The 26,956-nt window shown below is 38.2% G+C and carries 26 protein-coding genes; 15 read left to right on the top strand and 11 right to left on the bottom strand.

The genetic code is table 11. The features are described 5' to 3' along the window. Positions 1-56 precede the first annotated feature (56 nt). From LQ201_RS17295 to LQ201_RS17270, 6 genes are all read left to right on the top strand, one after another. Positions 57-1,469 (top strand): S41 family peptidase, encoded by a 1,413-nt coding sequence (locus LQ201_RS17295; RefSeq protein ID WP_230144655.1) that lies wholly within the window; start codon positions 57-59, stop codon positions 1,467-1,469. Next, a complete protein-coding gene (locus LQ201_RS17290) occupies positions 1,466-2,602 on the top strand; it encodes a sensor histidine kinase (protein WP_230144654.1) in 1,137 nt (378 codons plus the stop codon). The genes LQ201_RS17295 and LQ201_RS17290 overlap by 4 nt, the downstream gene beginning before the upstream one ends. Further along, positions 2,599-3,324, top strand: a complete 726-nt coding sequence (locus tag LQ201_RS17285) for a LytTR family DNA-binding domain-containing protein (RefSeq protein ID WP_230144653.1) — start codon at positions 2,599-2,601, stop codon at positions 3,322-3,324. Before LQ201_RS17290 ends, LQ201_RS17285 begins: the two co-directional genes overlap by 4 nt. Positions 3,325-3,548: 224 nt before the next feature. Further along, positions 3,549-5,183, top strand: coding sequence for an L-glutamate gamma-semialdehyde dehydrogenase (gene pruA / locus LQ201_RS17280; RefSeq protein WP_230144652.1), 1,635 nt, complete (start codon positions 3,549-3,551; stop codon positions 5,181-5,183). 69 nt (positions 5,184-5,252) lie between these two features. Continuing rightward, complete coding sequence (locus LQ201_RS17275) at positions 5,253-6,761, top strand: arylsulfatase (RefSeq protein ID WP_230144651.1); 1,509 nt, start codon at positions 5,253-5,255, stop codon at positions 6,759-6,761. A gap of 112 nt (positions 6,762-6,873) precedes the next feature. Next, positions 6,874-7,134, top strand: a complete 261-nt coding sequence (locus tag LQ201_RS17270) for a hypothetical protein (RefSeq protein WP_230144650.1) — start codon at positions 6,874-6,876, stop codon at positions 7,132-7,134. A 63-nt stretch (positions 7,135-7,197) separates the two neighbouring features. Here LQ201_RS17270 and can read toward each other — a convergent pair whose 3' ends face one another. From can to LQ201_RS17255, 3 genes are all read right to left on the bottom strand, one after another. Next, the gene (gene can, locus LQ201_RS17265; protein ID WP_230144649.1) at positions 7,198-7,854 is read right to left on the bottom strand and encodes a carbonate dehydratase; all 657 of its coding nucleotides are present in this window, start codon (positions 7,852-7,854) and stop codon (positions 7,198-7,200) included. Between the two features lie 2 nt (positions 7,855-7,856). Next, complete coding sequence (locus LQ201_RS17260; protein WP_230144648.1) at positions 7,857-9,464, bottom strand: SulP family inorganic anion transporter; 1,608 nt, start codon at positions 9,462-9,464, stop codon at positions 7,857-7,859. A 145-nt stretch (positions 9,465-9,609) separates the two neighbouring features. Continuing rightward, positions 9,610-9,840, bottom strand: a complete 231-nt coding sequence (locus tag LQ201_RS17255) for a hypothetical protein (RefSeq protein WP_230146655.1) — start codon at positions 9,838-9,840, stop codon at positions 9,610-9,612. A gap of 967 nt (positions 9,841-10,807) precedes the next feature. Here LQ201_RS17255 and LQ201_RS17250 point away from each other — a divergent pair. The 7 genes from LQ201_RS17250 (at position 10,808) to LQ201_RS17220 (ending at position 16,674) form a co-directional block, all read left to right on the top strand. Continuing rightward, a complete protein-coding gene (locus LQ201_RS17250) occupies positions 10,808-12,349 on the top strand; it encodes an acyl-CoA carboxylase subunit beta (protein WP_230144646.1) in 1,542 nt (513 codons plus the stop codon). 89 nt (positions 12,350-12,438) lie between these two features. Further along, positions 12,439-13,611: an MFS transporter gene (locus LQ201_RS17245; protein WP_230144645.1), complete on the top strand. Its 1,173-nt coding sequence runs from the start codon at positions 12,439-12,441 to the stop codon at positions 13,609-13,611. Positions 13,612-13,629: 18 nt separating this feature from the next. Then, a complete protein-coding gene (locus LQ201_RS17240; RefSeq protein ID WP_230144644.1) occupies positions 13,630-14,223 on the top strand; it encodes a hypothetical protein in 594 nt (197 codons plus the stop codon). 2 nt (positions 14,224-14,225) lie between these two features. Further along, positions 14,226-14,639, top strand: coding sequence for a GNAT family N-acetyltransferase (locus LQ201_RS17235; RefSeq protein WP_230144643.1), 414 nt, complete (start codon positions 14,226-14,228; stop codon positions 14,637-14,639). Positions 14,640-14,694: 55 nt separating this feature from the next. Next, a complete protein-coding gene (locus LQ201_RS17230) occupies positions 14,695-15,810 on the top strand; it encodes a M42 family metallopeptidase (protein ID WP_230144642.1) in 1,116 nt (371 codons plus the stop codon). Next, entirely contained in the window at positions 15,810-16,076 is a 267-nt protein-coding gene (locus LQ201_RS17225; RefSeq protein WP_029275483.1) for a hypothetical protein, read from the top strand. The genes LQ201_RS17230 and LQ201_RS17225 overlap by 1 nt, the downstream gene beginning before the upstream one ends. A 187-nt stretch (positions 16,077-16,263) precedes the next feature. Beyond that, positions 16,264-16,674, top strand: a complete 411-nt coding sequence (locus LQ201_RS17220; protein WP_230144641.1) for a PAS domain-containing protein — start codon at positions 16,264-16,266, stop codon at positions 16,672-16,674. 2 nt (positions 16,675-16,676) lie between these two features. On the opposite strand, the gene xth is transcribed toward LQ201_RS17220, so the two are convergent. From xth to LQ201_RS17185, 7 genes are all read right to left on the bottom strand, one after another. Continuing rightward, positions 16,677-17,453, bottom strand: coding sequence for an exodeoxyribonuclease III (xth, locus tag LQ201_RS17215; protein WP_230144640.1), 777 nt, complete (start codon positions 17,451-17,453; stop codon positions 16,677-16,679). A 313-nt stretch (positions 17,454-17,766) separates the two neighbouring features. After that, a complete protein-coding gene (locus LQ201_RS17210) occupies positions 17,767-18,135 on the bottom strand; it encodes a two-component system response regulator (RefSeq protein WP_230144639.1) in 369 nt (122 codons plus the stop codon). A 78-nt stretch (positions 18,136-18,213) separates the two neighbouring features. After that, positions 18,214-18,732 carry an RNA polymerase sigma factor gene (locus tag LQ201_RS17205; protein ID WP_230144638.1) on the bottom strand — a complete coding sequence of 173 codons (519 nt, stop codon included), beginning with the start codon at positions 18,730-18,732 and terminating at the stop codon, positions 18,214-18,216. 124 nt (positions 18,733-18,856) lie between these two features. Then, on the bottom strand, positions 18,857-19,507 hold the full coding sequence (locus tag LQ201_RS17200) for a response regulator transcription factor (protein WP_230144637.1): 651 nt from the start codon (positions 19,505-19,507) through the stop codon (positions 18,857-18,859). Positions 19,508-19,547: 40 nt separating this feature from the next. Beyond that, positions 19,548-20,624, bottom strand: coding sequence for a PAS domain-containing sensor histidine kinase (locus LQ201_RS17195; RefSeq protein ID WP_230144636.1), 1,077 nt, complete (start codon positions 20,622-20,624; stop codon positions 19,548-19,550). A gap of 698 nt (positions 20,625-21,322) precedes the next feature. Further along, positions 21,323-22,468 carry a Gfo/Idh/MocA family protein gene (locus LQ201_RS17190; RefSeq protein WP_230144635.1) on the bottom strand — a complete coding sequence of 382 codons (1,146 nt, stop codon included), beginning with the start codon at positions 22,466-22,468 and terminating at the stop codon, positions 21,323-21,325. Between the two features lie 147 nt (positions 22,469-22,615). Next, positions 22,616-23,041, bottom strand: coding sequence for a helix-turn-helix domain-containing protein (locus LQ201_RS17185; RefSeq protein ID WP_230144634.1), 426 nt, complete (start codon positions 23,039-23,041; stop codon positions 22,616-22,618). 274 nt (positions 23,042-23,315) lie between these two features. On the opposite strand from LQ201_RS17185, the gene LQ201_RS17180 reads away from it, so the two are divergent. Continuing rightward, positions 23,316-23,732, top strand: coding sequence for a DUF1801 domain-containing protein (locus tag LQ201_RS17180; RefSeq protein WP_230144633.1), 417 nt, complete (start codon positions 23,316-23,318; stop codon positions 23,730-23,732). 381 nt (positions 23,733-24,113) lie between these two features. Beyond that, complete coding sequence (locus LQ201_RS17175; RefSeq protein ID WP_230144632.1) at positions 24,114-26,531, top strand: S9 family peptidase; 2,418 nt, start codon at positions 24,114-24,116, stop codon at positions 26,529-26,531. A gap of 178 nt (positions 26,532-26,709) precedes the next feature. Here LQ201_RS17175 and LQ201_RS17170 read toward each other — a convergent pair whose 3' ends face one another. Next, complete coding sequence (locus LQ201_RS17170) at positions 26,710-26,874, bottom strand: hypothetical protein (RefSeq protein WP_230144631.1); 165 nt, start codon at positions 26,872-26,874, stop codon at positions 26,710-26,712. Positions 26,875-26,956 lie beyond the last annotated feature (82 nt).

Raw genomic sequence — 26,956 nt, 5'->3', positions numbered from 1 at the left:
AACAATTATAGTTTACATTAAGAATGAAAATGTAAACTATAATCATCCCATTAAATATGAAAAATATCATCTTATCTGTTTTGTTGTTCTTTTCCTTTAATAGCTTATGGGCACAGAACTGCAACTGCTCTGATAACTTTCGTTACCTTACTAATAGGATAACGAAAAATTATGTGGGGTTTAAAGATAAGATTACAATAAAAAATCAGCAACAATTTCAGAAATTTACCGATAGCCTGCAAACAATAGCAGACAGATCAAATGCTTATAAATGTTTGAATTTAGGCAGAGAATGGCTCGCCTTTTTTAAGGATAAACATATATCATTTGGAATGGAGTTTGATAAATTAAATCCTGATTCTGTGAGACATTTTTTTTCAATGGAGGAAAAAACTAGCTGGACAGAAAACGTTTTTAAATCTTACCTCGCGCAAAACAAAGAAAGCATTGATAGTATTGAAGGGATTTGGAGCTTTGGCATATATGAAGTTGGAATTATTAAAGACATAAAGCCTAATCAATTTATTGGCTTTATATTAAAGGCAGATTCGATCAGATGGATGCCACAACAAATTAAGTTTAAATTGATAAAGAAAGATAGTCAATATCAAACAATATTCTTTAATGGAGGCGATCACTCAGAACAACATCCTATACTTTTAAAAAATGGTGACACCCTAAATTTTGGGATCTTTGGCAAGTGGATAAAAAGCCCTAAAACTAAGCAAGAGACGCTACAACCAATAACTGTGAATAATAGCGCCCCATCATTTAGCATTCTTGATCGGAAAACCTCACTCATTAAACTCCCATCATTTAATTCTAAATATAAAACTCAAATCGATAATTTAATTCTTAAAAACAAGTCTCAACTTGACCGTACTGAGCATTTGATTCTTGACGTAAGGGATAACTCTGGAGGCTCGACTAAGTGCTTTGAGAAACTATTGCCTTATTTATACACCAACCCCATAAAAGTGGATGGAGGAATTGTTTTGGCTACAGAGGACAATATACGTGATTGTTACGAAATAGATTATCCTAATATTTCTAAGCAGAGTAAGATAGAAATGAAAAATGATGTTAAGAAATTAAGAGCTCACCTAGAAGAGCACTATCTTTTGTATAAAGAGTATAGAATAAAGTTTTCGAAGGTTTTAAAAAATCCGTCGCGGGTCTCAATTATAATTAATGAGAATACGGCAAGCAGCGCTGAACTTTTCATATTAAGAGCAGAGCAAAGTAAAAAAGTGGTTTTATATGGCAGTAACACATCAGGCGCAGTTGACTATGGTGAAACTGTACTTATAAAATTACCATGTAACTTTTACTCTCTTAGTTATCCTGCTAGCAAATCACTACATAGCGTAAAGCGACCACTAGACAATGTCGGTATTACACCTAATGTAAAAATACCTAGCGATACAACTAATTGGGTTGATTTTGTAAGAACATATTTTTTTAAATGATAAACACAAAGAAGAATTACAGGGTATTTATATATCATTTGATTTTTTGGATAGCTTATATGCTATTAGGCAATCTATTGGAATATCCCTTAGATCCAGAAGGATTTGTTTTTAGCCCGATTGATATATTAATCTCTCAGCTGCCAAACATTTGTACAGTATACGTGTGTATTTTAGTTTGCAAAAAATTTGCTAGTCCAATAAAACCGCTTTTACTTATTTTGGGGACAGTATTTGCTTTTACAGTTTGTTTTTTACTATGGTACATCACAAGTTACCATATAAGACCCCATTTTAGAGTGAATGGTCCAAAATCCCCTCCATTTAATTTTTTAAATTATGGAGCTGCAGTATTATGGGTTTTCATAAAGTATTCTATTTTGGGCTTTGGGTATTATTTTGCCTCTGAAGGAATTAAACGCGAACGAAAACTACGCCTCATCGAAAAAGAAAAACATGAAGCAGAATACGCTTTTCTCCGTGCACAGATTAATCCTCACTTTTTAAACAACACCCTTAATTTCTTTTTTGCGAAATCGTTACCCTTATCTCAAGAGCTTGCCGATGGCATTATGACACTCAGTAAAATCATGCGCTATTCCCTGGAAATGGATAAAGATGACCGCATGACATTAATAGAAGAGGAAATTGAGCATATTAAAAATGTAATTAAAATTAATCAGCTTCGTTTCAATAACAAGTTACAGATCGATTTTAGTGTGAATGGAAATACCGATAATGTAAGATTGATTCCATTAATTCTAATTACTGTTGTAGAGAATATCTTAAAACATGGCAATTGTACAGATAATTTGCATCCTGTTAAAATAGCCTTAAGCATCAACGAAACCGACCATCATATCCGTTTAAGCACTTGGAACAAAAAGAAAAAAGGGCCTAAAGAACTCTCGAGTGGTATAGGTATGGAAAACATAAGGAAAAGACTCTCAAATCATTACAAAAAAGGGGTTGCATTAAACATTAATGAAACCGAGATTGATTACAGCCTTGAATTAACTTTGCCTTACAATAAGGTTGCCGATCACCAAGAAAAACCATCATCATCTGACAATTTAGGCTTTTTGGAACAGTTCAAGATACCACAAATTAAACCTCAACCATACGCCTCATGATTAACTGCATTATTGTTGATGACGAAGATCATGCCATTGAAGTAATACAACATTACCTAAAGTCTGTTGCGGCAATACAGATCGCCGCAACATTCACCAATCCGATTGATGCCCTGAGTTTTTTAAGCAGCAACCCTGTAGATCTCATTTTTCTGGATATTCATATGCCAGAGATATCGGGCATTGATTTCATCCAAACGATGAACAACAAAGATGTACAGGTAATACTTACCACTGCCTATAAAGAGTTTGCCACTGCCGGTTTTGATCTTGATGTGGTTGATTATTTAGTTAAACCTATCCCCTTGCCCCGTTTTTTACAAGCCATAAACAAGGCTCAAAAGATTATTAACACTAAAAAAGTTCATATCCCTGTGAACCAGCAAGATGATGATTATTTCATGGTTAAAACAGAGGCTAAAGGTAAAATGCTAAAAATTAATATCGGCGAAATTGATTTTGTTGAAGGCATGAAAAATTATATTGCTTTTCACCATAATGGGATTAGAACGCTTGCGCTCCTAACCATGAAAGATGTAGAGGAAAGGTTGCCAAAAGCGCAATTTATCCGTGTGCAGAAATCGTTTATAGTTGCGCTTAATAAAATCACCTCCATTGATGGAAACAGGATTATTTTAAAAGGCATTTCTGCAGAAATATTGATTGGAGAAACTTATCGCAAAGATTTTTTAGACATGATGAAGCAAAAGCTGCTTTTGTAACCCGTGTTGACAACTTTCTTGCCACCTTATTAGTAAAGTTGTCAACTTTTCTTATACCCACATTTTAACCACAACTTCTTTAAAATTACCTGCTCATTGGCTTTGGTCTCCAGGCTTCTATCTCTGGCTATTCCAGTCAAACGTTTGCTCTATTTTCTTTACAGAATAATAGAATTGCCTACCCCAAAAAGCATTATCTTTGTCCAAATCATAAAAAATAAAATATGCTTAAAGGATTTTTTAACGTACCTACCCCGGTTAACGAGCCTATTAATAGCTATGCGCCAGGCACAAAAGAACGTTCGCTTTTAAAAGAGGCTATCGCAGAGGCACGTTCTAAACAATTGGATATTCCAATGTTTATTGGCGGAGAAGAAATACATACTAAAAACAAAAAGAAAGTAGTAGCTCCACATGATCATCAGCATGTACTGGCCACATTTAGTTATGGCGACAAAAGTCATGTGAAACAAGCTATAGATGCTGCCTTAGCTGCCAAAGCTGATTGGGAAGCTTTAGCTTGGGAACACAGAGCTGCCATCTTTATGAAAGCTGCAGATTTGATTGCTACAAAATACCGTTACAAAATTAATGCTGCAACCATGCTTGGGCAAAGTAAAAATGCCTATCAGGCAGAGATAGATGCCGCTTGCGAATTGGTAGATTTCTTACGTTTTAACGTAAGTTATATGCAGGATATTTATGGCCAGCAGCCTCCAGTATCTCCAAATGGCATGTGGAACAGAACCGAACAACGCCCTTTAGAAGGTTTTATATTTGCTTTAACTCCTTTCAACTTTACAGCAATTGCGGGTAATCTACCTGCTTGTGTAGCCATGATGGGTAATGTGGTGGTTTGGAAGCCTGCTGATACGCAAGTTTATGCGGCTAATGTAATTATGCAAGTTTTTCGCGAAGCGGGCTTACCTGATGGTGTAATTAACCTTATTTTTGCCGATGGTCCTGAAGTAGGCGATGTAGTTTTTAATCACGCTGATTTTGCAGGTATTCACTTTACCGGTTCTACCAAAGTTTTTCAGGAGATATGGAAAACAATCGGCACAAATATCCATAAGTACAAATCATACCCACGCATAGTTGGTGAAACTGGTGGTAAAGACTTTATTTTGGTTCACCCAAGTGCAGATGTTGCAGCTTCGGCTACTGCAATTGTACGTGGTGCTTTCGAATACCAGGGACAAAAATGTTCTGCTGCCAGCCGTACTTATATCCCACAAAGCCTTTGGCCTGAGATCAAGAAATTAATGATCAGAGATTTAGCTTCATTTAAAATGGGTGGAACTGAAGATTTCAGCAATTTCATTAATGCTGTAATTGATGAACGTTCTTTCGATAAACTGGCTAAATATATTGATCAGGCTAAAAAAGATAAAGGGGTTGAAGTTATTGCCGGTGGTAATTATGATAAGAGCAAAGGTTATTTCATAGAACCAACTGTTTTAGTGGTTGACGATCCGAAATATACCACTATGTGTGAAGAACTTTTTGGCCCGGTATTATCTGTATACGTATACCAAGATCAAGAATTCGACCAGATTTTAGAAGTAATTGATACCACTTCACCTTATGCTTTAACAGGGGCTATTTTATCACAAGATAGATATGCTATAGAAAAAGCCAGTTACGCATTACGCAACTCAGCTGGTAATTTTTACATTAACGATAAATGTACAGGTGCAGTAGTTGGGCAACAGCCATTTGGCGGCGCCAGAGGATCAGGTACAAACGATAAAGCAGGTGCAATGATTAACTTGTTGCGCTGGGTTTCCCCACGGACTATTAAGGAAACTTTTAATCCGCCAACTGATTACCGTTATCCGTTTTTAGCTGAAGATTAATATTAACATATAAGGCCAAGCATCATTGTTTGGCCTTTTTTATGCCTAACCGAATATCCCTTTCTAACCATGAACCACAAATTTTTACTATCCCTCATTATTGTCCTCGCCAGCTTTAACTTTTACGCCACAGCACAAAAGAAACCCAATGTAATTATTATCTATGCTGATGATTTGGGTTATGGCGACCTCAGCTGTTACGGCGCAACAAAAATAAAAACCCCAAATATTGACGCATTGGCAAAGCAAGGGCTGCGGTTTACCAATGGTCATGCAACCGCATCTACCTGTACGCCTTCACGTTATTCCTTAATGACGGGAAGATATGCATGGCGTAAAAAAGGAACGGGTGTTTTGCCAGGCGATGCTGCATTGATTATCCCAACAGATAATAGTTCCTTACCATCAATTTTTCAGCAGGCTGGTTATAAAACAGGTCTTGTTGGCAAATGGCACTTAGGCTTGGGCAATGCAGTAGAAAAAGACTGGAACAAAGAAGTGAAGCCCGGGCCAAAAGAAGTCGGTTTTGATTATTCCTTTATTTTCCCGGCTACGGCCGATAGGGTACCTACTGTTTTTATGGAAAATCAATTGGTAGTGGGTTTAGACCCTAAAGATCCGATTACAGTTGATTATAAAAGTCCGGTTGGTACTGATCCAACAGGAAAAGACCATCCAGAACTGTTAAAAATGCCTGCTGAAGCTAATCATGGGCACAACCAAACCATTGTAAACGGCATTGGCCGTATTGGCTATATGCAGGGAGGCAAACTTGCACGCTGGACTGATGAGGAAATTCCGGTTACCTTTTTAACCAAAGCGAAGAATTTTATCGAAAATCATAAACAGGAACCTTTTTTCCTGTATTATGCATTAACCGAACCGCATGTACCGCGTTTGCCTGCCACCATGTTTAAAGGGAAAAGTGAACTGGGCAATCGTGGTGATGTAATTTTACAACTCGATTGGGCAGTTGGCGAAATAACAAAACAACTAAAATACCTGGGCCTTGATAAAAATACGATGATCATTTTCAGTAGCGACAATGGTCCTGTAATTATGGACGGCTACGAAGATCAGGGTTTCGAAAAATTAAACGGCCATACACCTGCAGGTAGTTTACGTGGAGGAAAATACAGCATTTTAGAAGGTGGTACACGTGAACCTTTTATTATTTCGTGGCCAGCAACAATCAAACCGGGTGTTTCCGGAGCCTTAGTTTCACAGATTGATTTTTTGGCCTCGTTTGCCAGCTTTTTCAATGTAGAAAGCAAAAACGCAATTGACAGTAAAAATGTATGGGATGCTTTTACCGGAAAAGACCAAAAAGGCCGTGATTTCTTTATCGAACAGAGTAATCAACTGGCAATTGTTAAAGATAACTGGAAATATATCAGGCCATCAAAAGGAGAAGCTTTTTATAAACTTACCCATACCGATAGTGGAAACCTGCCTACAGTGCAACTGTATAACTTAAATGATGATTTGGGTGAAAAGAACAACCTTGCATTAAAATATCCGGAAAAGGTGAAAGAATTGGAATCTTTATTAAGTACCGAAGAAGCGAAAACCAAATAAAACCGATCGGCTGGTCGATTTCCCTGACCAACTCGACTTATACAACACCATTTTAAAGATGTAAAACCAATCTTCTTTTATGCTGTTTTATATAATAGCTTAAAAGAAGATCATGGAAAACACAAAAGATAACAACAAAAATCTGGGCAATAAAAACGCTGATAACAGTGCAGATAAAACCAATATGCCCGATCAGCAGGTGCCGCGCCACCGGAGCAACGATAACGAAAAGAAAAATAGTGTTGAAACTGAAGCCGGTAACCTTGGCAGAGATTTCGGAATGGGCGATTTTGGTTCGGAAGAAGCAAGAACAGATGCAGAAAAAGGCAATAAGGGAGAAGCAGGAAATATGCCCAATACCACAGAAAAATAAAAGCCCCCGATGTAAAATCGGGAGCTTTTCCTAACAACTAAAAAATAGCACTTATTGGTGCTTTTATCCTACTTTAAACGCAGGGGCAACATCATCAAGACAAGTACAGGTTACTTTTAAGTCTTTAATGATTCCTGTTTTTAAACTATAAACCCAGGCATGTACGGCTAACTCCTGGCCATTGGCCCATGCACTTTGTACAATTGATGTATTGGTTACATTTGCAGCGCCCTCAATGGCATTTAATTCAACTAAGCGGTCAAAACGCTGATCAGGATCTTTGATTGTCGCCATTTCACGTTCGTGCGTACGGTATACATCACGGATATTTCTCAACCAGTTATCAATAATTCCAACCTGTTTATTGCCTAATGCAGCTTTCACGCCACCGCAGCCATAATGGCCACAAACAATAACGTGTTTTACTTTTAATACATTAATGGAATAATCCAGCACTGAAAGTAAATTCATATCGGTATGAACCACCACATTGGCGATGTTTCTATGTACAAAAATATCGCCTGGTCTGGTGTTGGTAATCTGGTTTGCCGGCACACGGCTATCAGAACAACCGATCCACAATACCGGTGGGCTCTGACCTTCAGACAGTTTATCAAAAAAGGCAGGATCATTGTCAATTGTATCTTTAACCCAGTCCCTATTGCCTTGTAACAGGCTATCGTATGTTATATCTTTCGTATCTATTGTTTTTGCGCACATAATTATGACTTATTAATATCTTCTTCTACTTTTATATTTAATTTTGGTACTGTATAATGTTTTTGGATATTCTCCAATGTGACGATAATACCCTTGGTATAAGCATTATGTTTGTAATTATAAATCGTTTCCAATACATCAGGATCGATATACCTGGCATTCGAACCATCAATAATTACATCTGTTTCTTTCGGAATATTCGTTAAAACTACTTGTATTGCTGCTTTGTTCAGAAAAGAAACCTCTTCTGCCAGTTTAATCCTGATGTGCTTTTTATCACCTTCATTTGTAATTCTGTAAAAGAACGGGTTACGCATATTGGTACGGAGTAAATAGAAAATAGAAACCAACATACCAACGGCCACACCTTTTAGCAGATCGGTAAATAAAACTGCAAGCACCGTAACTACAAATGGCACAAACTGGTCCCATCCTTTATGGTACATGTGTTTAAATAAACTAATACGGGTTAGTTTATATCCTGTTACCAAAAGGATTGCGGCCAAACACGACAACGGAATCATGTTAATTACCCCTGGAATAAACAAAAGTGAAAGTAATAACCAACAACCATGAAAAATAGCCGACATTTTGGTCCGGGCACCAGCGTTAACATTCGCCGAACTACGAACAATTACCGATGTCATAGGTAAGCCACCAACCATACCACTGGTGATGTTGCCTAAACCTTGGGCGATTAATTCTCTATTTGTTGGCGATACACGTTTAATTGGATCTATTTTATCTACTGCCTCTATGCTTAATAAAGTTTCTAAACTTGCCACAACGGCAATAGTTGCAGCTGTTATATAAACATTTTTATTAGCCAACTGAGAGAAATCGGGCATGGTAAACAGGCCTAAAAATTCGCCAAAACCACTTACCACTGGAATTTTCACCATCTGATCGGCGCGTAGCGGATGATCGGTACCAGCAAAAAGTATAGTTCCAAGAACCCCAAGTGTTACCACCAACAATGGTGCAGGTACAACCGCTAATTTTGGAAATTTAGGCCAAACAATCAGAATAGCTATCGATAATAAACTGATAACCACAGCAGCCAAACTAAAATGGCTTACCGCTGCTGTAATCGCAGAAAAAGTATTTTCGTGATCTTGCTGAAAGAATCCTTCGTCGCCACTAAAATCGGTATCAACACCCAACGCATGTGGCAACTGTTTTAAAATCAAAATCAGTCCGATTGCTGCAAGCATCCCCTCAATTACACTCGAAGGGAAGTAATTACCAATAGTTCCGGCTTTTACCAGGCCTAAAATCATTTGGAATACCCCAGCCAATACAACTGCAAGTAAAAAGGTTTGATAACTCCCCAAAGATGTTATGGCACCCAAAACAATAACGGTTAAACCCGCTGCAGGGCCACTAACGCTCAATTGCGATCCACTGAAAGAGGCAACCACTACCCCTCCAATAATACCAGTGATCAAACCAGCAAATAACGGTGCACCTGAGGCTAGTGCAATACCTAAACACAATGGCAAAGCCACTAAAAACACTACAATACTTGCAGGTAAATCTTTCTTTAAATTCTTTTTAAGAATATATTTCTTCACGTCCGAACCTGAAAAGGCCGGGTTAAACTTTTGCATAACGATATAATTATCTAATAAATTTTAACGAATAAATCGCGGAGGAATCTTAAAAGCGATCAAGGAACAAGCATATCGTATAAATATTTAACACAACATACCTGCTCAAATTACTGATTGCAATAAGTTACCCCAATAAAAAAGACTAAATAAAGTTAGGTGGCGGTGTTGGTACCGTAGGGTGATATGGATCTACATATCTTTTGAAATGTTCGATGAAACTGCTCTTCAGAAAGAAATGGCTTGAAGAGAATTCGTAAGAGAAGATAGGATGATTAAGTTCAACGAGTTTGAAATCGGTAAATTTTGCAGTGTCTTTGGCGGTATCCTTCCCGCCTTCATGCTCTAACTCGATTTGCATGATTACAGCGTTCATGATTTCCTTGTCAATACTCGTACAAAATACCGGCGCACCAGATATACCCATCTTCGCCATGAAGATGAACATGAATGAGGCAACGATTAAATACTTGTATTTCCTTAAAAACATCTAAAATCCTAATGTTGTTTTAATACTAACGGTTACAAAAATAAACGGATAATTGGTTTTTCAATGCTTTAAGCTGTAAAAAAAATGTAATTTAACAGATAAGGCGATTGCATTCGACATAAAAGCTGTTTCTTGCACTGCCTTAGGTTAAATAAACCCGATTGTCGGGAAGAGCTTCCGATCCTTCATCGGAACTCGTACCAAAAAGCGGGACCTAACCTACCAAAAGCTCAGAGCCAACCGTTTCTTATTAAATATTATTATTTTTTATTTGGAAATGAAAGGTTAGTATTTCATAGGTGCTGTAGTCCCGCCATTCGCTAATTCCGATGAAGAATCGGAACCGCTGCTGTTGGGTTTAGTTAACAGCGGTTTGTTTTCCAAACACCGGCCTAAGTGAAATAAACCCGATTGCCGGGAAGAGCTTCCGATCCTTCATCGGAACTCGTACCAAAAAGCGGGGCTAAAAAAGCCAAAAGCGCAGAACCAACCGTTTCCTATTAAAATTATTATTCTTTATTTGAAAATGAAAGGTTAGTATTTCATAGGTGCTGTAGTCCCGCCATTCGCTAATTCCGATGAAGAATCGGAACCGCTGCTGTCGGGTTTAGTTAACAGCGGTTTGTTTTCCAAGCACAGGCCTAGGTGAAATAAACCCGATTGCCGGGAAGAGCTTCCGATCCTTCATCGGAACTCGTACCAAAAAGCGGGGCTAAAAAAGCCAAAAGCGCAGAACCAACCGTTTCCATAGCCAGCCTTCTGCTTTACTCGACATGGTATGCTTAAAATAACACCTCGTTTACCTTGTATTACCGCTGGTAATTTTTAATTTTAAAATCTCATAGCGTTGCAAATGGACAAAAAAATAGCATTACTTAAAGATAAAATTAACCAGGCAAACCTTGGCGGTGGACAGGCCCGAATCGACAGTCAGCATAAAAAAGGTAAACTTACAGCCCGCGAGCGCATTCATTTTTTAATGGATGAAGGGAGCTTTGAAGAAATTGGCATGATGGTTACGCACCGAAGTACTGACTTTGGAATGGAACGCGAAAAATATCTTGGCGATGGTGTAGTAACGGGCTATGGAACAATTAATGGCAGGTTAACTTATGTATTCTCTCAGGATTTCACCGTGTTTGGAGGCTCACTATCCGAAACCCATGCAGAGAAAATTTGCAAGCTTATGGATATGGCCATGGAAAATGGTGCACCACTGATCGGTTTAAATGATAGTGGCGGTGCCCGCATTCAGGAAGGGGTTGTTTCTTTGGGCGGTTATGCCGATATCTTTTATAAAAACGTACAGGCTTCGGGTGTAATTCCGCAGCTATCGGCCATTATGGGGCCATGCGCAGGGGGTGCTGTTTATTCGCCAGCCATTACCGATTTTATTTTAATGGTAGAAAATACTTCTTATATGTTTGTTACGGGCCCAAATGTGGTTAAAACGGTAACGCACGAAGAAGTAACCTCAGAAGAATTAGGCGGTGCCAGCACACATGCTACAAAATCGGGCGTTACCCATTTTGCCTGTGCCAACGAAATTGAGGCTATTAACCATGTAAAGAAACTACTGAGCTATATGCCGCAAAACTGTGAGGAAATAGCCGATCATTTACCTTATGAAACAGCCGATGAAAGCCGACCAGAATTAAACACTTTTATGCCCGAAAATGCTTCACAACCTTACGATATACGTGAAGTGATTTCTGTCGTGGCCGATACGGATAGCTTTTTAGAGGTGCATGCTGCTTATGCCGAAAATATTGTGGTAGGCTTTGCCCGCCTTGCAGGGAGAAGTATTGGTATTGTAGCCAATCAACCCGCTTATTTGGCAGGCGTTTTAGATAGCAATTCTTCTACCAAGGCAGCACGTTTTGTCCGCTTTTGCGATTGTTTTAATATTCCATTATTGGTATTTGAAGATGTTCCAGGATTTTTGCCGGGTACAGATCAGGAGTGGAATGGCATTATCACCAATGGGGCAAAATTGCTATACGCTTTTAGTGAGGCTACTGTACCACGCATTACTGTAATTACCAGAAAAGCTTATGGTGGTGCCTATGATGTGATGAACAGCAAACATATTGGTGCAGATATGAACTACGCCTGGCCAAGTGCAGAAATTGCTGTAATGGGTGCTAAAGGTGCTGCCGAAATTATTTTTAAAAGAGAAATTACTTCAGCAGAACACCCTGAAGAGAAATGGCTGGAGAAAGAAAAATTATATTCAGATATCTTTGCCAACCCTTATCGCGCGGCCGAGCGCGGCTTTGTTGATGAGGTGATTGAACCAGCCCAAACCCGTACAAAGTTGATAAAAGCCTTTAAGATGTTGGAAAATAAGGTGGTGAATAATCCAAGAAAGAAACATGGAAATATACCTTTGTAGAAAATAATCCCAGTCATTGGTCCATAGTAAGGTTTGTATCAATCCAGACTATAGAGACTCATGACTGAGGGCTTCCGACTTAAGACTAAATGCAGATTACTCAGAAATTATCACGCGCCGATATCCTCCTCATGGCTTTTTGCACAGGCCTGATTGTTGCAAATATTTACTACTGCCAACCTTTGGTAATCTTAATTGCAAAAGATTTTAACCTCACCGAAACCGATGCCGGACGGATTACCTACCTCACGCAGATCGGTTATGCTTTAGGGCTTTTCCTTTTAGTACCGCTGGGCGATATGTTTGAGCGCAAAAAACAGATCCTTGTAATTACGGGACTGGCAATCTTCGCCTTACTGGTTGCCGCGGTTTCACATACCTTTTTTGTACTGGAAGTTGCCTCAATTTTAATTGGCACCTGCTCTATTGTACCCCAATTGATTTTGCCCTTAGCGGCTAATTTAAGTACCGACGAGAACCGGGGAGCCAATATCGGTATGATTATGAGCGGTTTACTGGTCGGAATTTTAGCTTCGCGGGCGGTAAGCGGCAGTATTGGCTTTTGGCTAGGCTGGAGAGCCGTTTATTATATTGCGGCCGGAATTTGTGGCCTGCTTATTTTTTTAATGGCCAAACGTTTTCCACAGAGTTATCCTGCCTTTAAAGGTACCTACAAAGAACTCATGCGTTCGATGTTCAGTTACATTAAAACCCAACCTGCCTTAAGGGAGACTTCGATTATTAACTTCCTGGCTTTCGCCATTATTAGTGCATTTTGGACTACCATGGTATTGTTTCTGGCTAACCCACCCTTTAATTTCCAAACCCTGCAGATTGGATTATTTGGAATTGCTGGCGCCGCAGGCGCATTGGCAGCGCCATTGGTTGGAAAGTTAAGCGACGGTAACAATCCGCGCAAAAACTTAATGATTGGTTTTATATTACAAATCGTTAGTATCGCCTTGTTTTATTTTACTGGCAGCCATTTGTACCTGTTTGTAATTGGCATTGTGCTTATAGACATCGGTCAGCAAGCCATACACGTAACCAACCAGACCCGAATTTACACCCTAATACCAGAGGCCAGAAACAGACTAAACACCATTTTTATGTCGGTTAGTTTTATTGGCGCCAGCTGTGGCTCAGCTTTGGGTTTGTGGCTGTGGGACCAAGGCGGATGGGCATTATTCTGTTATGGAATGACGGGAATAATTGTCCTTAATATCTTAATTTATCAGTTCTACGGAAGAAAAAACAAATAACTAATCAATAAAAATTTCATGAAATCTAAAAACGCGATCAAAACATTTTCGGCCTTACTTATTTGCCTGGCCATTTTCGGTAAAGCAAAAGCGCAAGACAGTACAAAAGTAGAACAGCCAACCGAAGTAAAATCATTAAATAAAATCAGGTTGACCATATTGGGACTTGGCTACGAAAGGGAGCAAAAAGTGGGTAAAACAACTTCAGTTTATTTTGGTGCAGGGGCCCAAGGCGTTTTTATTTATCGAACTGAGATTTCCATTGATAACAATTATAATTTTAGCTTTAACACAGACACAGATTTCAAAGTTTACCCTGCTCTTAATGCAGGATTTAGGCACTATTACAATTTTAACAGAAGGATTAAAAAAGGTAAAAGAACTTTAAATAACAGTGCTGGTTATGTAGGCCTTGATGTATTAGCCATTATCCCAACACAAAGTGATACCGTATATGGTTATCAGATTAATATTATGCCGCAATGGGGATTTCAAACTGCTGTTCGTAGAAAAGTTAACTTCGAATTGGCTTTAGGCCCTTTAGCTGCAATTAACAAAACCGATACCTATTACGGAATTGGCGGAAAAATCGGCTTTAGCTTTTTATTATAATTATGGTTCAAATTGAGCAAATATTCCCTTCTCTAACCTGGCGGATCAGGCACGAGGCCATGTATCCAGAATTACCTTTTGATAGCGTAAAGCTTCCGGATGATTTTGAAGGCATCCATTTTGGATTATACCTCGATCATAAGTTAACTGGGGTAGTTTCTTTATTTCATGATGGAGATGTTTATCAGTTCCGTAAACTTGCCGTTCTGCCCGATACTCAAAAAGCAGGTTATGGCTCACAACTAATGGCCTATATCCTTGATTTTTGTAAAATTCAAAAAGCGACAAAACTATGGTGCAACGCGCGTGTAAATGCTAAGGAATTTTATTTTAAATTTGGCTTCCACGAAACCGATAAAACCTTTTTTAAAGATGGTTACGATTTTGTGGTAATGGAAAAAGAATTATCAAGTTAAGTTAAAATGAGTATGATGTCTCAAATCTAAATACTCAAATCTCATATCTATTAAAATGGCTAAGAAAAAAGACGACGAAAAGAAAAAACATGTTGCTGTGGTAACGAAAAAATCGCTACACTTTCTTGAAGAATACATCAATAATCCTGCTCCTACCGGTTACGAATGGGAAGGGCAAAAACTTTGGTTAAACTATTTAAAACCATATATCGACGAACACTTTATCGATAACTACGGTACCGCTGTAGGTGTTATTAACCCTAAAGCTGCTTTTAAAGTAGTTATAGAAGCACATGCCGATGAAATTTCCTGGTATGTAAATTACATTACCGCAGATGGTTTAATTTATGTAATCCGCAATGGTGGTTCAGATCATCAGATTGCGCCATCAAAACGGGTAAATATTCATACTGAAAAGGGATTGGTTAAAGCAGTATTCGGTTGGCCAGCGATCCACACCCGACATGGCGAAAAAGAACAGGCACCAGAATTAAAAAACATCTTTTTAGACTGTGGTTGTACTACAAAGGAAGAAGTAGAAAAATTGGGCATCCACGTAGGCTGTGTAATTACCTACGAAGATGAGTTTATGGTTTTGAATGACCGCTATTATGTGGGCCGTGCCTTAGATAACCGTGTGGGCGGCTTTATGATTGCCGAAGTAGCACGTTTATTAAAAGAGAACAAGAAAAAACTTCCTTTCGGCTTATACATTGTAAACTCTGTACAGGAAGAAATCGGTTTACGCGGTGCCGAGATGATTGCCCAGCGAATTAAACCCAATGTGGCCATTATTACCGATGTAACACACGATACCACTACGCCAATGATCAACAAAAACATTCAAGGCGATTTATCGGCCGGTAAAGGCCCTGTGGTGTCGTATGCGCCAGCTGTTCAAACCAATTTAAATAAATTATTAATTAAAACGGCTGAGAAAAACCATATTCCTTTCCAGCGCCAGGCATCTTCGCGTTCTACCGGAACCGATACCGATGCTTTTGCCTATTCGAATGGCGGCGTACCATCAGCATTAATTTCTTTGCCGTTACGTTATATGCATACTACCGTAGAAATGGTGCACAAAGAGGATGTTGACAATGTAATCAGCTTGATTTATGAAAGCTTATTGAACATTACCGACGGTCAGGATTTCAGAGAGTTTAAATAATGGAAAAAGTAAATCATCAAAAGATCATCATCAGCACCTTGCTAAAGGTTTTGCTAATGATTGTTATTATTTTCATTCTTAACTCCTGGCCAAACATTAAACAGAGTTTTAGTGGCAATGTGCCAGCATTCAGTTATTGGCTTGATCATAGTTTCAAAATAAGTAATATCATCCTCATCTTAGGATTTGGTGGTTATTTCTACTATAAAGATTTGAGCGATCAAAAAGAACTGATAGAAAAGTCAAAAAACACCAATCAGCATTAATTATTCCCAAGTAAGTCAAGTTTTAAAGCTTGACTTATTTTTTGCCTGCTCGGGCAACTACGCAAAACCATCCTACCTTTTGCTTCTCATTTTATTTAAACCCCTGAGCACTACGCTTATTTTTATTAATACTCAAAATACTTTTACATTGTTTATGTAATTTCCCCAAATAGTTTATCCTTTATTTATGAGTACAAATAAGAAAAATATTGATCTATCCATTATTTGCGATGATCATTGGGATGTGGTGTTCGACCACCTTGGTCTTGGTTTTTGGGAATTAAGTATAGCAACGGGCATCCTCCGTTCAACCCGATCATTTAAGAAAAGCCTAGGTTGCCCACCAGATGAGGTTTTAAGTTATGAAAAAGTTTTAGGCCTAATTTTACCAGACGACCTTGACCACGTTCAGGATGAAATTGAACTCACGGTTTCGAAAGAAAAAAACAGTTACCACTCGGTATACAGGATTTGCAGGCCTGATGGAGAAATTAGATGGATTAAAGCCGATGGAATACTATCCCAACCGGACGGCGAATGCTTAAAATTAATAGGAACAATTTTAGATGTAACCGATTTAAAGAATAAGCTGCAATAATATTAAACCTCGCTAAGTTCAATCCATACCGGCCCGTGATCGCTTGTTTTTTCCCAGCCCCTCACGTGTTTATCTACTCCCGCAGATTTTAAGCGATCACTAACCTGAGGGCTTAGTAAAAAATGATCAATTCTTAATCCCGCATCTCTACCGTATGCATTCCTGAAATAATCCCAAAAGGTATATATCGTTTCCGTAGGGTATAATTTTCTGATCGCATCTGTCCAGCCTTGCGCCATTAAATTTTGAAATGCCAAACGGGTTTCGGGACGGAATAAAGCATCTTCAACCCAACGTTCTGGTTTATAGGCATCAAGCTCTGTAGGTATTACGTTATAATCGCCACATAAAACTACTGGTAAATTATATTCCAACAGTTTTGCCGCGTGGGCCGTAAAACGCTCAAACCATCGCAACTTGTATTCGAATTTTGGTCCTGGTGCCGGATTTCCGTTCGGAAGGTAAAGACAACCAATTATAACATTATTCACCATTGCTTCGATGTATCGGCTGTGCAAATCTTCAGGATCGCCATCCAAATTTCGTTTTAGCTCTTTTATTTCCAGATTTCGAGCCAATATAGCAACGCCATTCCAACTTTTTTGACCATGCCAAATGGCATTATAACCAGCATCTTTAATAGCCTGCTCCGGAAACTTTTCTTGCGGTGCCTTTAATTCTTGTAAACACACTACATCAGGTTGGGTTTCTTCCAGCCAACGTAACAGCACAGGTAAGCGCCCATTTATTCCGTTTACATTATAAGTTGCTATTTTCATCTGTATCAATATGTTTTAATGGTAATGAAGCAATCATGATTGACCTGGAGTACAGTTTGAAAATCATGATAATTTCATTTTATAAATCTCCGCAATAAAACTCAAAAATGAAACTAAGTATTTCAGATAGTAAAACTCAGCGTGGCTTAACACCCTTCTAATATGTAATCTTTAACTATTTACACTGCTTTTTTAAAACTAATAATAAACTAAAATGTTTAATTTTGGAGATTCATTCATGTTTGAGCGCATGTTTGAGTTTAGATATAGGGATAGGCTGTTAGTCTATCCCTTTTTTATGCTCAAATGATCTTTAGTTTTTATCCAACAATGTTTTCACCTTTTGTTGGAGATCCATAATATCAAAAGGTTTTTCAATGATGGCCGTTGGTGAGCAGCCTAAATTATCCATATTTAAAGCCGAAAGCAATATAATGGGCAAATGAGCTGTTTTAGGATTGTGCTTTAATTTATTGCAAATATCCCGCCCATCATGTTTACCAATACAGATATCCAATAAAATAATATCTGGCAGAAAATCAGCGATTTCTTCTTCCAGATCATCGGCGCTTAAAGCGCCTTTAATCAGGTAATGCTCTTCCTCAAAAATTAAATTTATAATGTCGTGGATGTTTTCATCATCATCAACTATGAAGATTTTATTAACTAGCACGTTGCTCATATGCAACAAATCTAGTTTAAGTTAATTAGCTCACATGATGTATTTATACCTGAATTTACCGAATAAATGATGAGAACATTAAGCAGCCAAACCAGATTTATAATTTTTAAGCATCTTTTTAAGAAGCCCTCTTGCTACATGTATTTTGGTTTTCACAGTGCCCAACGGGATATCGAGCTCAGCAGCAATTTCATGATATTTATAACCTTCAAAATAACGGCAAAAGCAAAAACGGCAATCTTCTGGCAAAGCATTTAATGATTTCTGGATGTCCTCCATCATAAACTTTGCCGCACCACCATTAGATGATGCGCTTGGAACCAGTTGGAGGGAAGTTAAATCCTCTTCCTGCTGGATCATTTCATTTTTCCTTTTTACCTTATAATAATGATTAAGAAAGGTATTTTTTAGAATTGTAAAAAGCCAAGCGCGTACGTTACTTCCCATTTCAAACTTAGCCGAAAACCTAAACGCCTTCATAAAGGTGTCTTGAACTAAATCAGCTGCATCGTCTTCATCATGCGTATAGGCTAATGCGCGATCGAAAAGTGGTTGCCTGTATTGGTATATGTCACAATTGAAATTTAATGTTTCCATAATTCGTTTTAGGTATGATGTAGATATTCAACAAACAGCACCATGCAATGTTATTTGTAGAAATACCCGATTTTTTACGGTTTATTTAAAACACTAAAAAATTGCCCTAAAACGATCAAAAATACTAGGCTACATAACCATTTCGCATAGCAAAACGAACCAAAGAAGCAGAGTTTTTTGTGCCGGTTTTACTGATTAAAGCTTCTCTCTGGCTCTCTACTGTGCGCCTGCTTAAGTACAATTTATCCGCTATTTCCTGATTCGTCAACCCATCTGCAATGAGTTTTAATACATTAATTTCGCGTTCAGAAAAGTTGATTTCAGTATTCATTTTTTGCGAAAGCATATTTAACTGGGTATTAAAACGCTCTAAAATGGAGATGCATAAATTAGAGGAAAGATAGCGTTTTCCTTTCATTACATGTTTTAGGCAAAACAGCAATTCATCTTCTTCGATATCTTTTGACAGGTAAGCAAAAGCGCCTGATGTAAAGGCATTTGACGCGTACTTTTCATCATCTAAAATAGACAAAACAACTACTTTCACGTCGTATCCCCGCTCCTTAATGGTACTGGCTAAACCTATTCCATCGAGCCCAGGCATTACAATATCTGATAAAATGATATCAGCTTTTATTCCCTTTTCCAAAAGTTCCAAAACCGCCAAACCGTCTGATACTTCTGCAACAACCTTGATGCCTTCGTGTTTTTCTATAAGTGCTTTAAGTGAGGTTCGGATAATATGGTGATCATCCGCAAGAATAATGTTAATCATAATTCAAATATAACTTACACTGTTTTAAAATTAAAAAAGGCTACTTAGGCAGCTCAATATAGAAGGTAGTTCCGATACCAATTTTGCTTTTAAACCAGATTTTCCCTTGGTGCAATTCAACAATTGCTTTGATTATTCCCATACCAAATCCTCCCGATTCTTCGCCTTTCAAACCTGGCCTTAAAGTTTCGGGCAAATGATCAAAAAGGCCAGCCTGCAACTCATCTGGAATTCCAACCCCATTATCGGCTACTGTAATTAAAACAGTACTTTCATATTCCTCGGCATGTAAAGTAATATTCCCATAATCGGCAGTGAATTTTATTGAATTTGAGATTAGATTATTGATCACCTGCATAAATTTCATGCTATCCAGGTGCAGGTAAATCTGTTCGGCAGAACTTGTGAATTTAATATTCTTCATTTTGCCTAGTTTCGATCGTTTGTAAAAACGAACAACATCCCTAAGTTCCCAGACCAAATCGGCCCGCTCCTTGCCAATTTCTATTACCGACGATTTTAAAAACTCCCGGTTAATCATGCTCCGTACCAAAAGCAGGTTACGCTCACACATATCCAGAATAAAAGCTAGTGAGTTTATCATCTGCTCATCGCCTGTTTGGGCAACACCATTTTTCATAGACGAAGCAGTTAATTTCATCATGGCCAACGGTTCCTTTAAGTCGTGTGCCAATACTTCTAAGGTTATATTTTTTCGGGCGTTTATTTGTTCAATATGGATTTTATTGTGCCGCATTATCGTGGTATCTTCTACTGTACCTACTAAACGCTTTACTTCCTCATCGGCAACGGCAAACACAATTACCCGCACATATTTTTCTCTACCGGCAAATATTAACCTGAATTCATATTTTTTCTCCGTACCTTCTTCCAGGCATTCTTTGTAACAGGACATTACATGTGCAATATCTTCAGGATGTACCCGCGCTAAAAGTAGTTGAGGATTAGCCGCAATTTCATCAAGGCCGAGTTCCCAAATTTTACTTATCGATTTATTGAGGTATGAAAAATTTTTTGCCGTATAATCGAAAATAAAATACCCGTCAACAGAGCGGTTGCCCAGGTTACAAAAAAGCTCTTTATTTAATTCGACCATGATTTAATGTTTGATAATTTGCCACTAAACGATTTAATTATATCATCGGCAGCAACCACATCACAAACATCACACACCTTAAAAAGTTTTAATCAAAAAACGCGTACAATACTTCATATGGAAACAAGCGGCTAAAACCCTTATGACCGGGAAAGAAGATGAATATTTAAGCTATAGAGCAGAAGTTAGCCCAATCTAAGTTTCTCCTTAGCCACACATTTTATTCATTTTCAGGTTATCTACTAGCCTTTTATAATTCGCATGGCAGAAGAAACTGACCACAGCAAATGACGCCCTAATATTTAATTTCATTCAAGTAAATCATTATTGGCATTTTGTAATGTATAAATCTCGGAGTTTAAACAGGCTTTGTTCGGGTAACATTGTCACAACTCCGTCTTAAGTCCGAACCAACTCCGAACCAAACCCGTCTCAACAGTTAATTTCTCCATAAGTTTTTTGCCAGTTCTTGATGTAGATTACGCTTGATCCGTTTTTAGAGATATTAACATTTTCCACACGATGTGCAAAATTATTTTGCGGATCAAAACCAACTATTGCCTAAATTGTTAAGCATAAAAGAAAGATAAAAAAGTCCTGTGAGCGGGAGATCCGCGGAGGGCAGGCACACCATAGAGAAGACACTATTCTTCTTACCAATAGCCATCGCACAGGTGGCTATTTTTATGATGTAGTGACTATTTTAAAATCACCTTTTTGCCTGTTTGAGCTGATTTTTTAGCGGCCGCTAAAATTTTGACCACAATTAAATTATTCGGCAGCGATGATAAGTCATTTGCTGGATTAATTTCTCCTTTTAAAACTGCAGACAGATAACTTAAATGGTTTGAATAAATTGGCTTCGATGTCTTAGCCTGATAAATTTTATAATCATCCTTCCCATTATTCTTTAGCCTTAACGTTTTATCATTAACGGCCTGCATGTATCCATTTGCTCCAAATACTTCCATATCTTTTATGCTAAAGGGCCAATTCCACGATGCTTCGATAATCCCCGTAGCCGATGGGTACTCCAATAAAATTGTTGCATCGTCATCAACATTCGGATAAACATCTTTTTTAATCTGATGGGTAATTGCACTAACCGAAATTGGGGCTTTTCCATCCATTAACCAAGTCATTAAATTAGCACCATAACAGCCAAAATCTACCAATGCGCCTGCCCCGTTCTGATTGGGATCGGTTAACCAGCTTAAAAACTCAGCACTCACTCCAATTTCTTTCGGTCCCTGATGGCCATCGTGCACGATTATTTTACGTAAGGCACCAATGGTATTGGATTCCTTTACTTCCTTGTAAAGCTCTTGATTACTCGGATACCAGGTAGTTTCGTAATTGGTGAGTACATGTACTTTATACTGTACTGCTAGTTCAGCCATTCTTTCTGCCTGCTTAACTGTTATCGCCAATGGTTTTTCTACCATTACCGATATGCCGAGGGGAGCGGCAGCTTCTACTACAGCCAAATGTTCGCTTATAGCATTGTATGCCAAAACAACATCAGGTTTCTTTTTCTTTAATAAATTAGTAAGGTTATTATAAAATAAGCTATCGGGAATTTTATAGCGGTTTTTAAACCTTTTAACAAGCCCAGGATTACTTTCGGCAATACCAATAATGTTCACTTCAGCTTTTTGGTAGCTGTTCATGATGAGATAAACGTGATCGTGAGTTAGTCCTGCTATTGCCACATTTAATTTTTGCTGTGCTTTAACAGTGCAAGAAAGAAGTAAAAAGCAAAGAATAAAGGTATTGGCCCTAAAAAAACACTTCATCAGATAAGTAGTCATCATACGCTCATTTCTAAATTTGATGGTTACCAAATTAGAAAATTTAAAAAGCTCTTGATGCTAATACCTAAAAATATTACAATGTTGAAGATAGGAAACGAAGTGGTAGGATTAAGATATAAATAAAAAGAAAAATCTAACGGGATGACTTAGCTTATTTCTATTGGCGAAAACTTAGTTTTATTGATATAAAAATGTATCAGGTCTTTTATTTCTAAGTGGAAATTCCTTATTAATTGGCTCTAACTCTTGCTGCTCTTCTGTAATTAACAGGTCGTTGTATTTTTCTAGCAGATGAATATATTTATTCATCCAGAAATACACAGAATTATTATCCGAACCGATTTGTTTACCGGGATCTGCCGCTTGATTGATGGATTCGGGGTTGTACTTGGGGAAAGCTTCTGGAAATGCCGAAGAAAGATCCTGACCTAATAACTTGCCTACCTGCCAAATTACTTCATGCCCGATTCTGTCTTGACCAAACCAGTTGTAAATTGTTCTGCGGCTTACATTAAGTTTCCTTGAAAGCTCACTGATGCCCATGCGATCTCTGCGCACTAAGCGTTCAAGAATTTCTCCTTGTTTTAGTTGTTGTGTTGTCATTGAGATAATTAATTTTAAAAAAAATGAAAAAATAATTAAATCAGTTATCGGGGACGATTGACAATTCAAATGTAAGAATAAGTGTATAAGGTTGTATAAAAGGTGTTGATTTTTTGACATATGTCAAACTGCATTAGCGAATTACTGTGAAATATGCTCAAAATGAGTGATTTCTAAATCTACTTTTCCCAAGAAATAACGTATTACTTTAAATACAATTGCCGCAGAAATTGAAATTATTTAATCAAATCTTATATTCATTATAAAAAAAGACATGGCAAAGAATAAAACTACCGAAAACGATTTAAGCGTTCCAGACTTTTTAAATACCATTCCCGATGAAAATAAAAGAGCAGATTGTTTTAACCTGTCGGATATCTTAAGTTTAATCACAGGTTTTGAAGCTAAAATGTGGGGAAATGCCATTGTTGGTTTTGGAAGTTACCATTACAAATATGAAAGCGGCCGGGAGGGCGATGCACCATTGGTTGGTTTTTCGCCACGTAAAGATGCCATAGCTTTATACTTATCTTCGCAATTTAAAGATCGTGAAGAACTACTGGCTAAATTTGGCAAACACAAAACAGCGAAAGCTTGTATTTACCTAAAAAAAATGAGCGATATCGATGTTGCGGTTTTAAAAGAAATGACTATCAATTCTGTAGAGCGGATAAAAAGTTTATATCCTTAAGGATGGAAAATGTATGATGGAGCTGAAGCCGCCGTTGATTAGTGCTTTTCTTTTGCCATAGCTGCACAAATTTATAGATATGTCATTCTGAGGGTCAATTTATTATATATAGATCAATATAGATGACAGGATATATTAACGGAGATAAATCACTTCAAGTATCATCGTTGCGAGAAAGCTTTTTCAGCCGACAGCCTGTCCCGACCTTCGCGAAAGCAATCTTTCTGGCAACGATCGTTAGCAGGAAAGATTGCTTCCTCGTTCCTCGCGATGACGAGCTCTTTACAAGTATCCCTTCATGATGTAAATAAGAAGTTACGCGGTAATAAGTTAAATTTTACAATATTTGATTATTCCTTATTTCGAACAAATTAACCGGAAATGATAAAAAAATTACACCTCTATTTATTGATAGCGGGCGCTTGTGTTTCGCTTAACTCGGTTGCACAAGATGCAGTAAGCTACCAAACACCCCCAAAAGAAATTGCCGATTTATTACTTGCCAAACCAACACCTGGCGTAAGTATTGATGGCAAAGCAGAATGGATCTTGTTTAGCGAGCGCAACTCCTATCCCTCAGTCGAAGAACTGGCTTTGCCCGAATACAGAATTGCAGGTTTAAGGTTAAACCCAAATAATTACTCACCCAGCAGGCAAACCTACATCAACAATTTTAGCTTAAAAAACATCAAATCCAACCAAACGTTTCAGGTTACAGGACTGCCAAAACCACTATATGCCAGCAACATTAGCTGGAACCCGTCAGAAAATAAAATTGCCTTTACCCATACCACTCAAAAAGGAGTAGATCTTTATATTATTGATCTGGCTACAAAAAAAGCTGTCAAAACCAATAAGGCTTTTTTAAATGTGGTTTTAGGTAGTGGCCTTACCTGGTTAAATGATAATACCATTATCTACCGTACGGTAACTAAACCAGCAAGTGCTGCACCTACAAAACCATTGATGCCAAAAGGGCCAACCATTCAGCAAAATTTAGGTAAAGCCGCACCTAGCGCCACTTTTCAGGATTTAATTAAATCACCTTTCGATGAACAATTGTTCGAGTTTTTTGCAACCTCCCAATTGGTAAAAAATACAGCAGGTGTAGAAACGGCAATTGGAAAACCAGCTATTTACGGTTCGACAAGTTTATCGCCTGATAAAAATTACATGATGATCGAAACTATACGCAAACCTTTTTCTTATTTGGTTACTGCAAACGGTTTTCCATCAACAGTAACCATTACCGATTTAACCGGTAAAACCATTAAGGTTATTGCTGAACTGCCTTCATCTGAAGGTACACCATCTGGTTACGACAATACGCAAAATGTACCGCGTGGTTTCGATTGGAGGGATGATGAACCTGCTACACTGGTTTGGAGCAAACCATTGGATAGCGGTTTAATTAAAAAAGATGTTCCCTTTCATGATGCAGTTTATGCGCTAAGTGCACCTTTTACCGGCACAGAAAAAGAATTATTTAAAACACAGACCCGTTACCGTGGCGTGCAATGGGGTGATGCCAACCTTGCCCTCATTATGGAAGGTTTACGCAGCAAACAAACCAATAAAGTGAGCCGTTATAACCCTACAACAGGCGAAGCAGAAGAATTGTACAGCCGTAATCAAACAGATGCCTATGGTAACCCTGGTTCTCCGGTTACTACTAAAAACAAATATGGCCGACAGGTAATTAAAACGGTTGACAATGGCACTAAACTGTTAATGAACAATATAGTAGGTTCATCAGAAAAAGGAGACTTACCTTTCTTAGCCAAATTCGATTTAACCACTAAAAAGAATGAGATTATCTGGCGCAGCGCCGAAGGAACCTTCGAATATGTAAGCGATGTAATTAATCCTGACAAACTGGTTTTGCTTACCCGTAAAGAGAGTCAAAAATTAGTCCCCAACTACTTTATTAAAAACCTGATGCTTCGCATCGCCGATCAACCCATTACTAATTTCACTAATCCATATCCATCTTTAGAAGGCATTACCAAACAGAAAATTTCTTACAAACGTGCCGATGGTGTAGATTTAACAGGCGATCTGTATTTACCCAAAGGTTACAACAAAGACAAAGATGGTCCATTACCTTCATTAATTTGGGCTTACCCACGCGAGTTTAACTCTGCAGCAGATGCGGCACAGATCCGTGGATCGAAAGACAAATTTACTACCATTAGCTGGGCCTCTCCCATTTTCTGGGTAACCCGTGGTTATGCCGTATTAGATAACGCAGAAATGCCAATTGTTGCCAAAGATGGTAAAAAGCCTAACGATACCTTTGTAGATCAATTACAACTCAATGCGGAGGCAGCCATTAATAAACTGGCTGATTTAGGCGTTGGCGATAAAAAACGGATGGCCGTTGGAGGGCATAGTTATGGCGCATTTATGACCGCAAACTTATTGGCTCACACTAATCTCTTTGCTGCAGGTATTGCCCGCAGCGGAGCTTATAACCGGACGCTTACGCCCTTTGGTTTTCAAAACGAAGAGCGTACTTATTGGCAAGTACCGCAGTTGTATTACGAAATGAGCCCGTTCAGTTATGCAAATAAAATTAAAACTCCAATATTGTTAATCCACGGCGATTCTGACGATAACCCAGGCACTTTCCCTATTAATAGCGAACGTTTGTTCAATGCGATTAAAGGTGCAGGCGGCACTACCCGTTTTGTATTTTTACCTTATGAAGCACACAGCTACCGCGGCAAAGAAAATTTGCTTCACATGCTTTGGGAACAAGACCAATGGTTAGAAAAATATGTGAAAAACAAAAAATAAATCTCTCTCTCTACCTTTATCGATTAAAGTGCCTCTATATGGGGCGCTTTTTTTGTTTAACGGCCTTTCCTTTGCGCGCTGACAGTTATTCCTATCTGATACGATAAAGTAATATTAGTTCAATCACTTAGTTTCTGCCTTTCTTATAATTATGTTTATGCTAAAGTTCCTTAATCAGTCAGATGGTAACATCTAACTGCACACGCATGATTAATATTTTGAGGATCTGGAGCGCAATGACAGCAACATTAGGTCGGGTTCCATCCTGCTGTCCGCTACAATCCTTTTGGATATCCGTGCCGATTAATAATCCATCATTAACCAAAAGGGATTTCGCTGCCATCAGGGCTATTTAACCTGGGATAGAAGGTGTAAACCGTTGATGGGATATACTCAGCGGAGATCAGCGTAATCTGCGGAAACAA

The sequence above is a fragment of the Pedobacter sp. Bi126 genome (genome assembly GCF_918698245.1).
Lineage (GTDB): Bacteria > Bacteroidota > Bacteroidia > Sphingobacteriales > Sphingobacteriaceae > Pedobacter.
This window is presented reverse-complemented; position numbering and strand designations above follow the sequence as displayed.

Bases quoted from the DNA above. Each gene is read 5' to 3' on its own strand.
- LQ201_RS17295 (WP_230144655.1), top strand. From the start codon at position 57: ATGAAAAATATCATCTTATCTGTTTTGTTGTTCTTTTCCTTTAATAGC.
- LQ201_RS17290 (WP_230144654.1), top strand. From the start codon at position 1,466: ATGATAAACACAAAGAAGAATTACAGGGTATTTATATATCATTTGATT.
- LQ201_RS17285 (WP_230144653.1), top strand. From the start codon at position 2,599: ATGATTAACTGCATTATTGTTGATGACGAAGATCATGCCATTGAAGTA.
- pruA (WP_230144652.1), top strand. From the start codon at position 3,549: ATGCTTAAAGGATTTTTTAACGTACCTACCCCGGTTAACGAGCCTATT.
- LQ201_RS17275 (WP_230144651.1), top strand. From the start codon at position 5,253: ATGAACCACAAATTTTTACTATCCCTCATTATTGTCCTCGCCAGCTTT.
- LQ201_RS17270 (WP_230144650.1), top strand. From the start codon at position 6,874: ATGGAAAACACAAAAGATAACAACAAAAATCTGGGCAATAAAAACGCT.
- can (WP_230144649.1), bottom strand. From the start codon at position 7,854: ATGTGCGCAAAAACAATAGATACGAAAGATATAACATACGATAGCCTG.
- LQ201_RS17260 (WP_230144648.1), bottom strand. From the start codon at position 9,464: ATGCAAAAGTTTAACCCGGCCTTTTCAGGTTCGGACGTGAAGAAATAT.
- LQ201_RS17255 (WP_230146655.1), bottom strand. From the start codon at position 9,840: ATGAACGCTGTAATCATGCAAATCGAGTTAGAGCATGAAGGCGGGAAG.
- LQ201_RS17250 (WP_230144646.1), top strand. From the start codon at position 10,808: ATGGACAAAAAAATAGCATTACTTAAAGATAAAATTAACCAGGCAAAC.
- LQ201_RS17245 (WP_230144645.1), top strand. From the start codon at position 12,439: ATGCAGATTACTCAGAAATTATCACGCGCCGATATCCTCCTCATGGCT.
- LQ201_RS17240 (WP_230144644.1), top strand. From the start codon at position 13,630: ATGAAATCTAAAAACGCGATCAAAACATTTTCGGCCTTACTTATTTGC.
- LQ201_RS17235 (WP_230144643.1), top strand. From the start codon at position 14,226: ATGGTTCAAATTGAGCAAATATTCCCTTCTCTAACCTGGCGGATCAGG.
- LQ201_RS17230 (WP_230144642.1), top strand. From the start codon at position 14,695: ATGGCTAAGAAAAAAGACGACGAAAAGAAAAAACATGTTGCTGTGGTA.
- LQ201_RS17225 (WP_029275483.1), top strand. From the start codon at position 15,810: ATGGAAAAAGTAAATCATCAAAAGATCATCATCAGCACCTTGCTAAAG.
- LQ201_RS17220 (WP_230144641.1), top strand. From the start codon at position 16,264: ATGAGTACAAATAAGAAAAATATTGATCTATCCATTATTTGCGATGAT.
- xth (WP_230144640.1), bottom strand. From the start codon at position 17,453: ATGAAAATAGCAACTTATAATGTAAACGGAATAAATGGGCGCTTACCT.
- LQ201_RS17210 (WP_230144639.1), bottom strand. From the start codon at position 18,135: ATGAGCAACGTGCTAGTTAATAAAATCTTCATAGTTGATGATGATGAA.
- LQ201_RS17205 (WP_230144638.1), bottom strand. From the start codon at position 18,732: ATGGAAACATTAAATTTCAATTGTGACATATACCAATACAGGCAACCA.
- LQ201_RS17200 (WP_230144637.1), bottom strand. From the start codon at position 19,507: ATGATTAACATTATTCTTGCGGATGATCACCATATTATCCGAACCTCA.
- LQ201_RS17195 (WP_230144636.1), bottom strand. From the start codon at position 20,624: ATGGTCGAATTAAATAAAGAGCTTTTTTGTAACCTGGGCAACCGCTCT.
- LQ201_RS17185 (WP_230144634.1), bottom strand. From the start codon at position 23,041: ATGACAACACAACAACTAAAACAAGGAGAAATTCTTGAACGCTTAGTG.
- LQ201_RS17180 (WP_230144633.1), top strand. From the start codon at position 23,316: ATGGCAAAGAATAAAACTACCGAAAACGATTTAAGCGTTCCAGACTTT.
- LQ201_RS17175 (WP_230144632.1), top strand. From the start codon at position 24,114: ATGATAAAAAAATTACACCTCTATTTATTGATAGCGGGCGCTTGTGTT.
- LQ201_RS17170 (WP_230144631.1), bottom strand. From the start codon at position 26,874: ATGGCAGCGAAATCCCTTTTGGTTAATGATGGATTATTAATCGGCACG.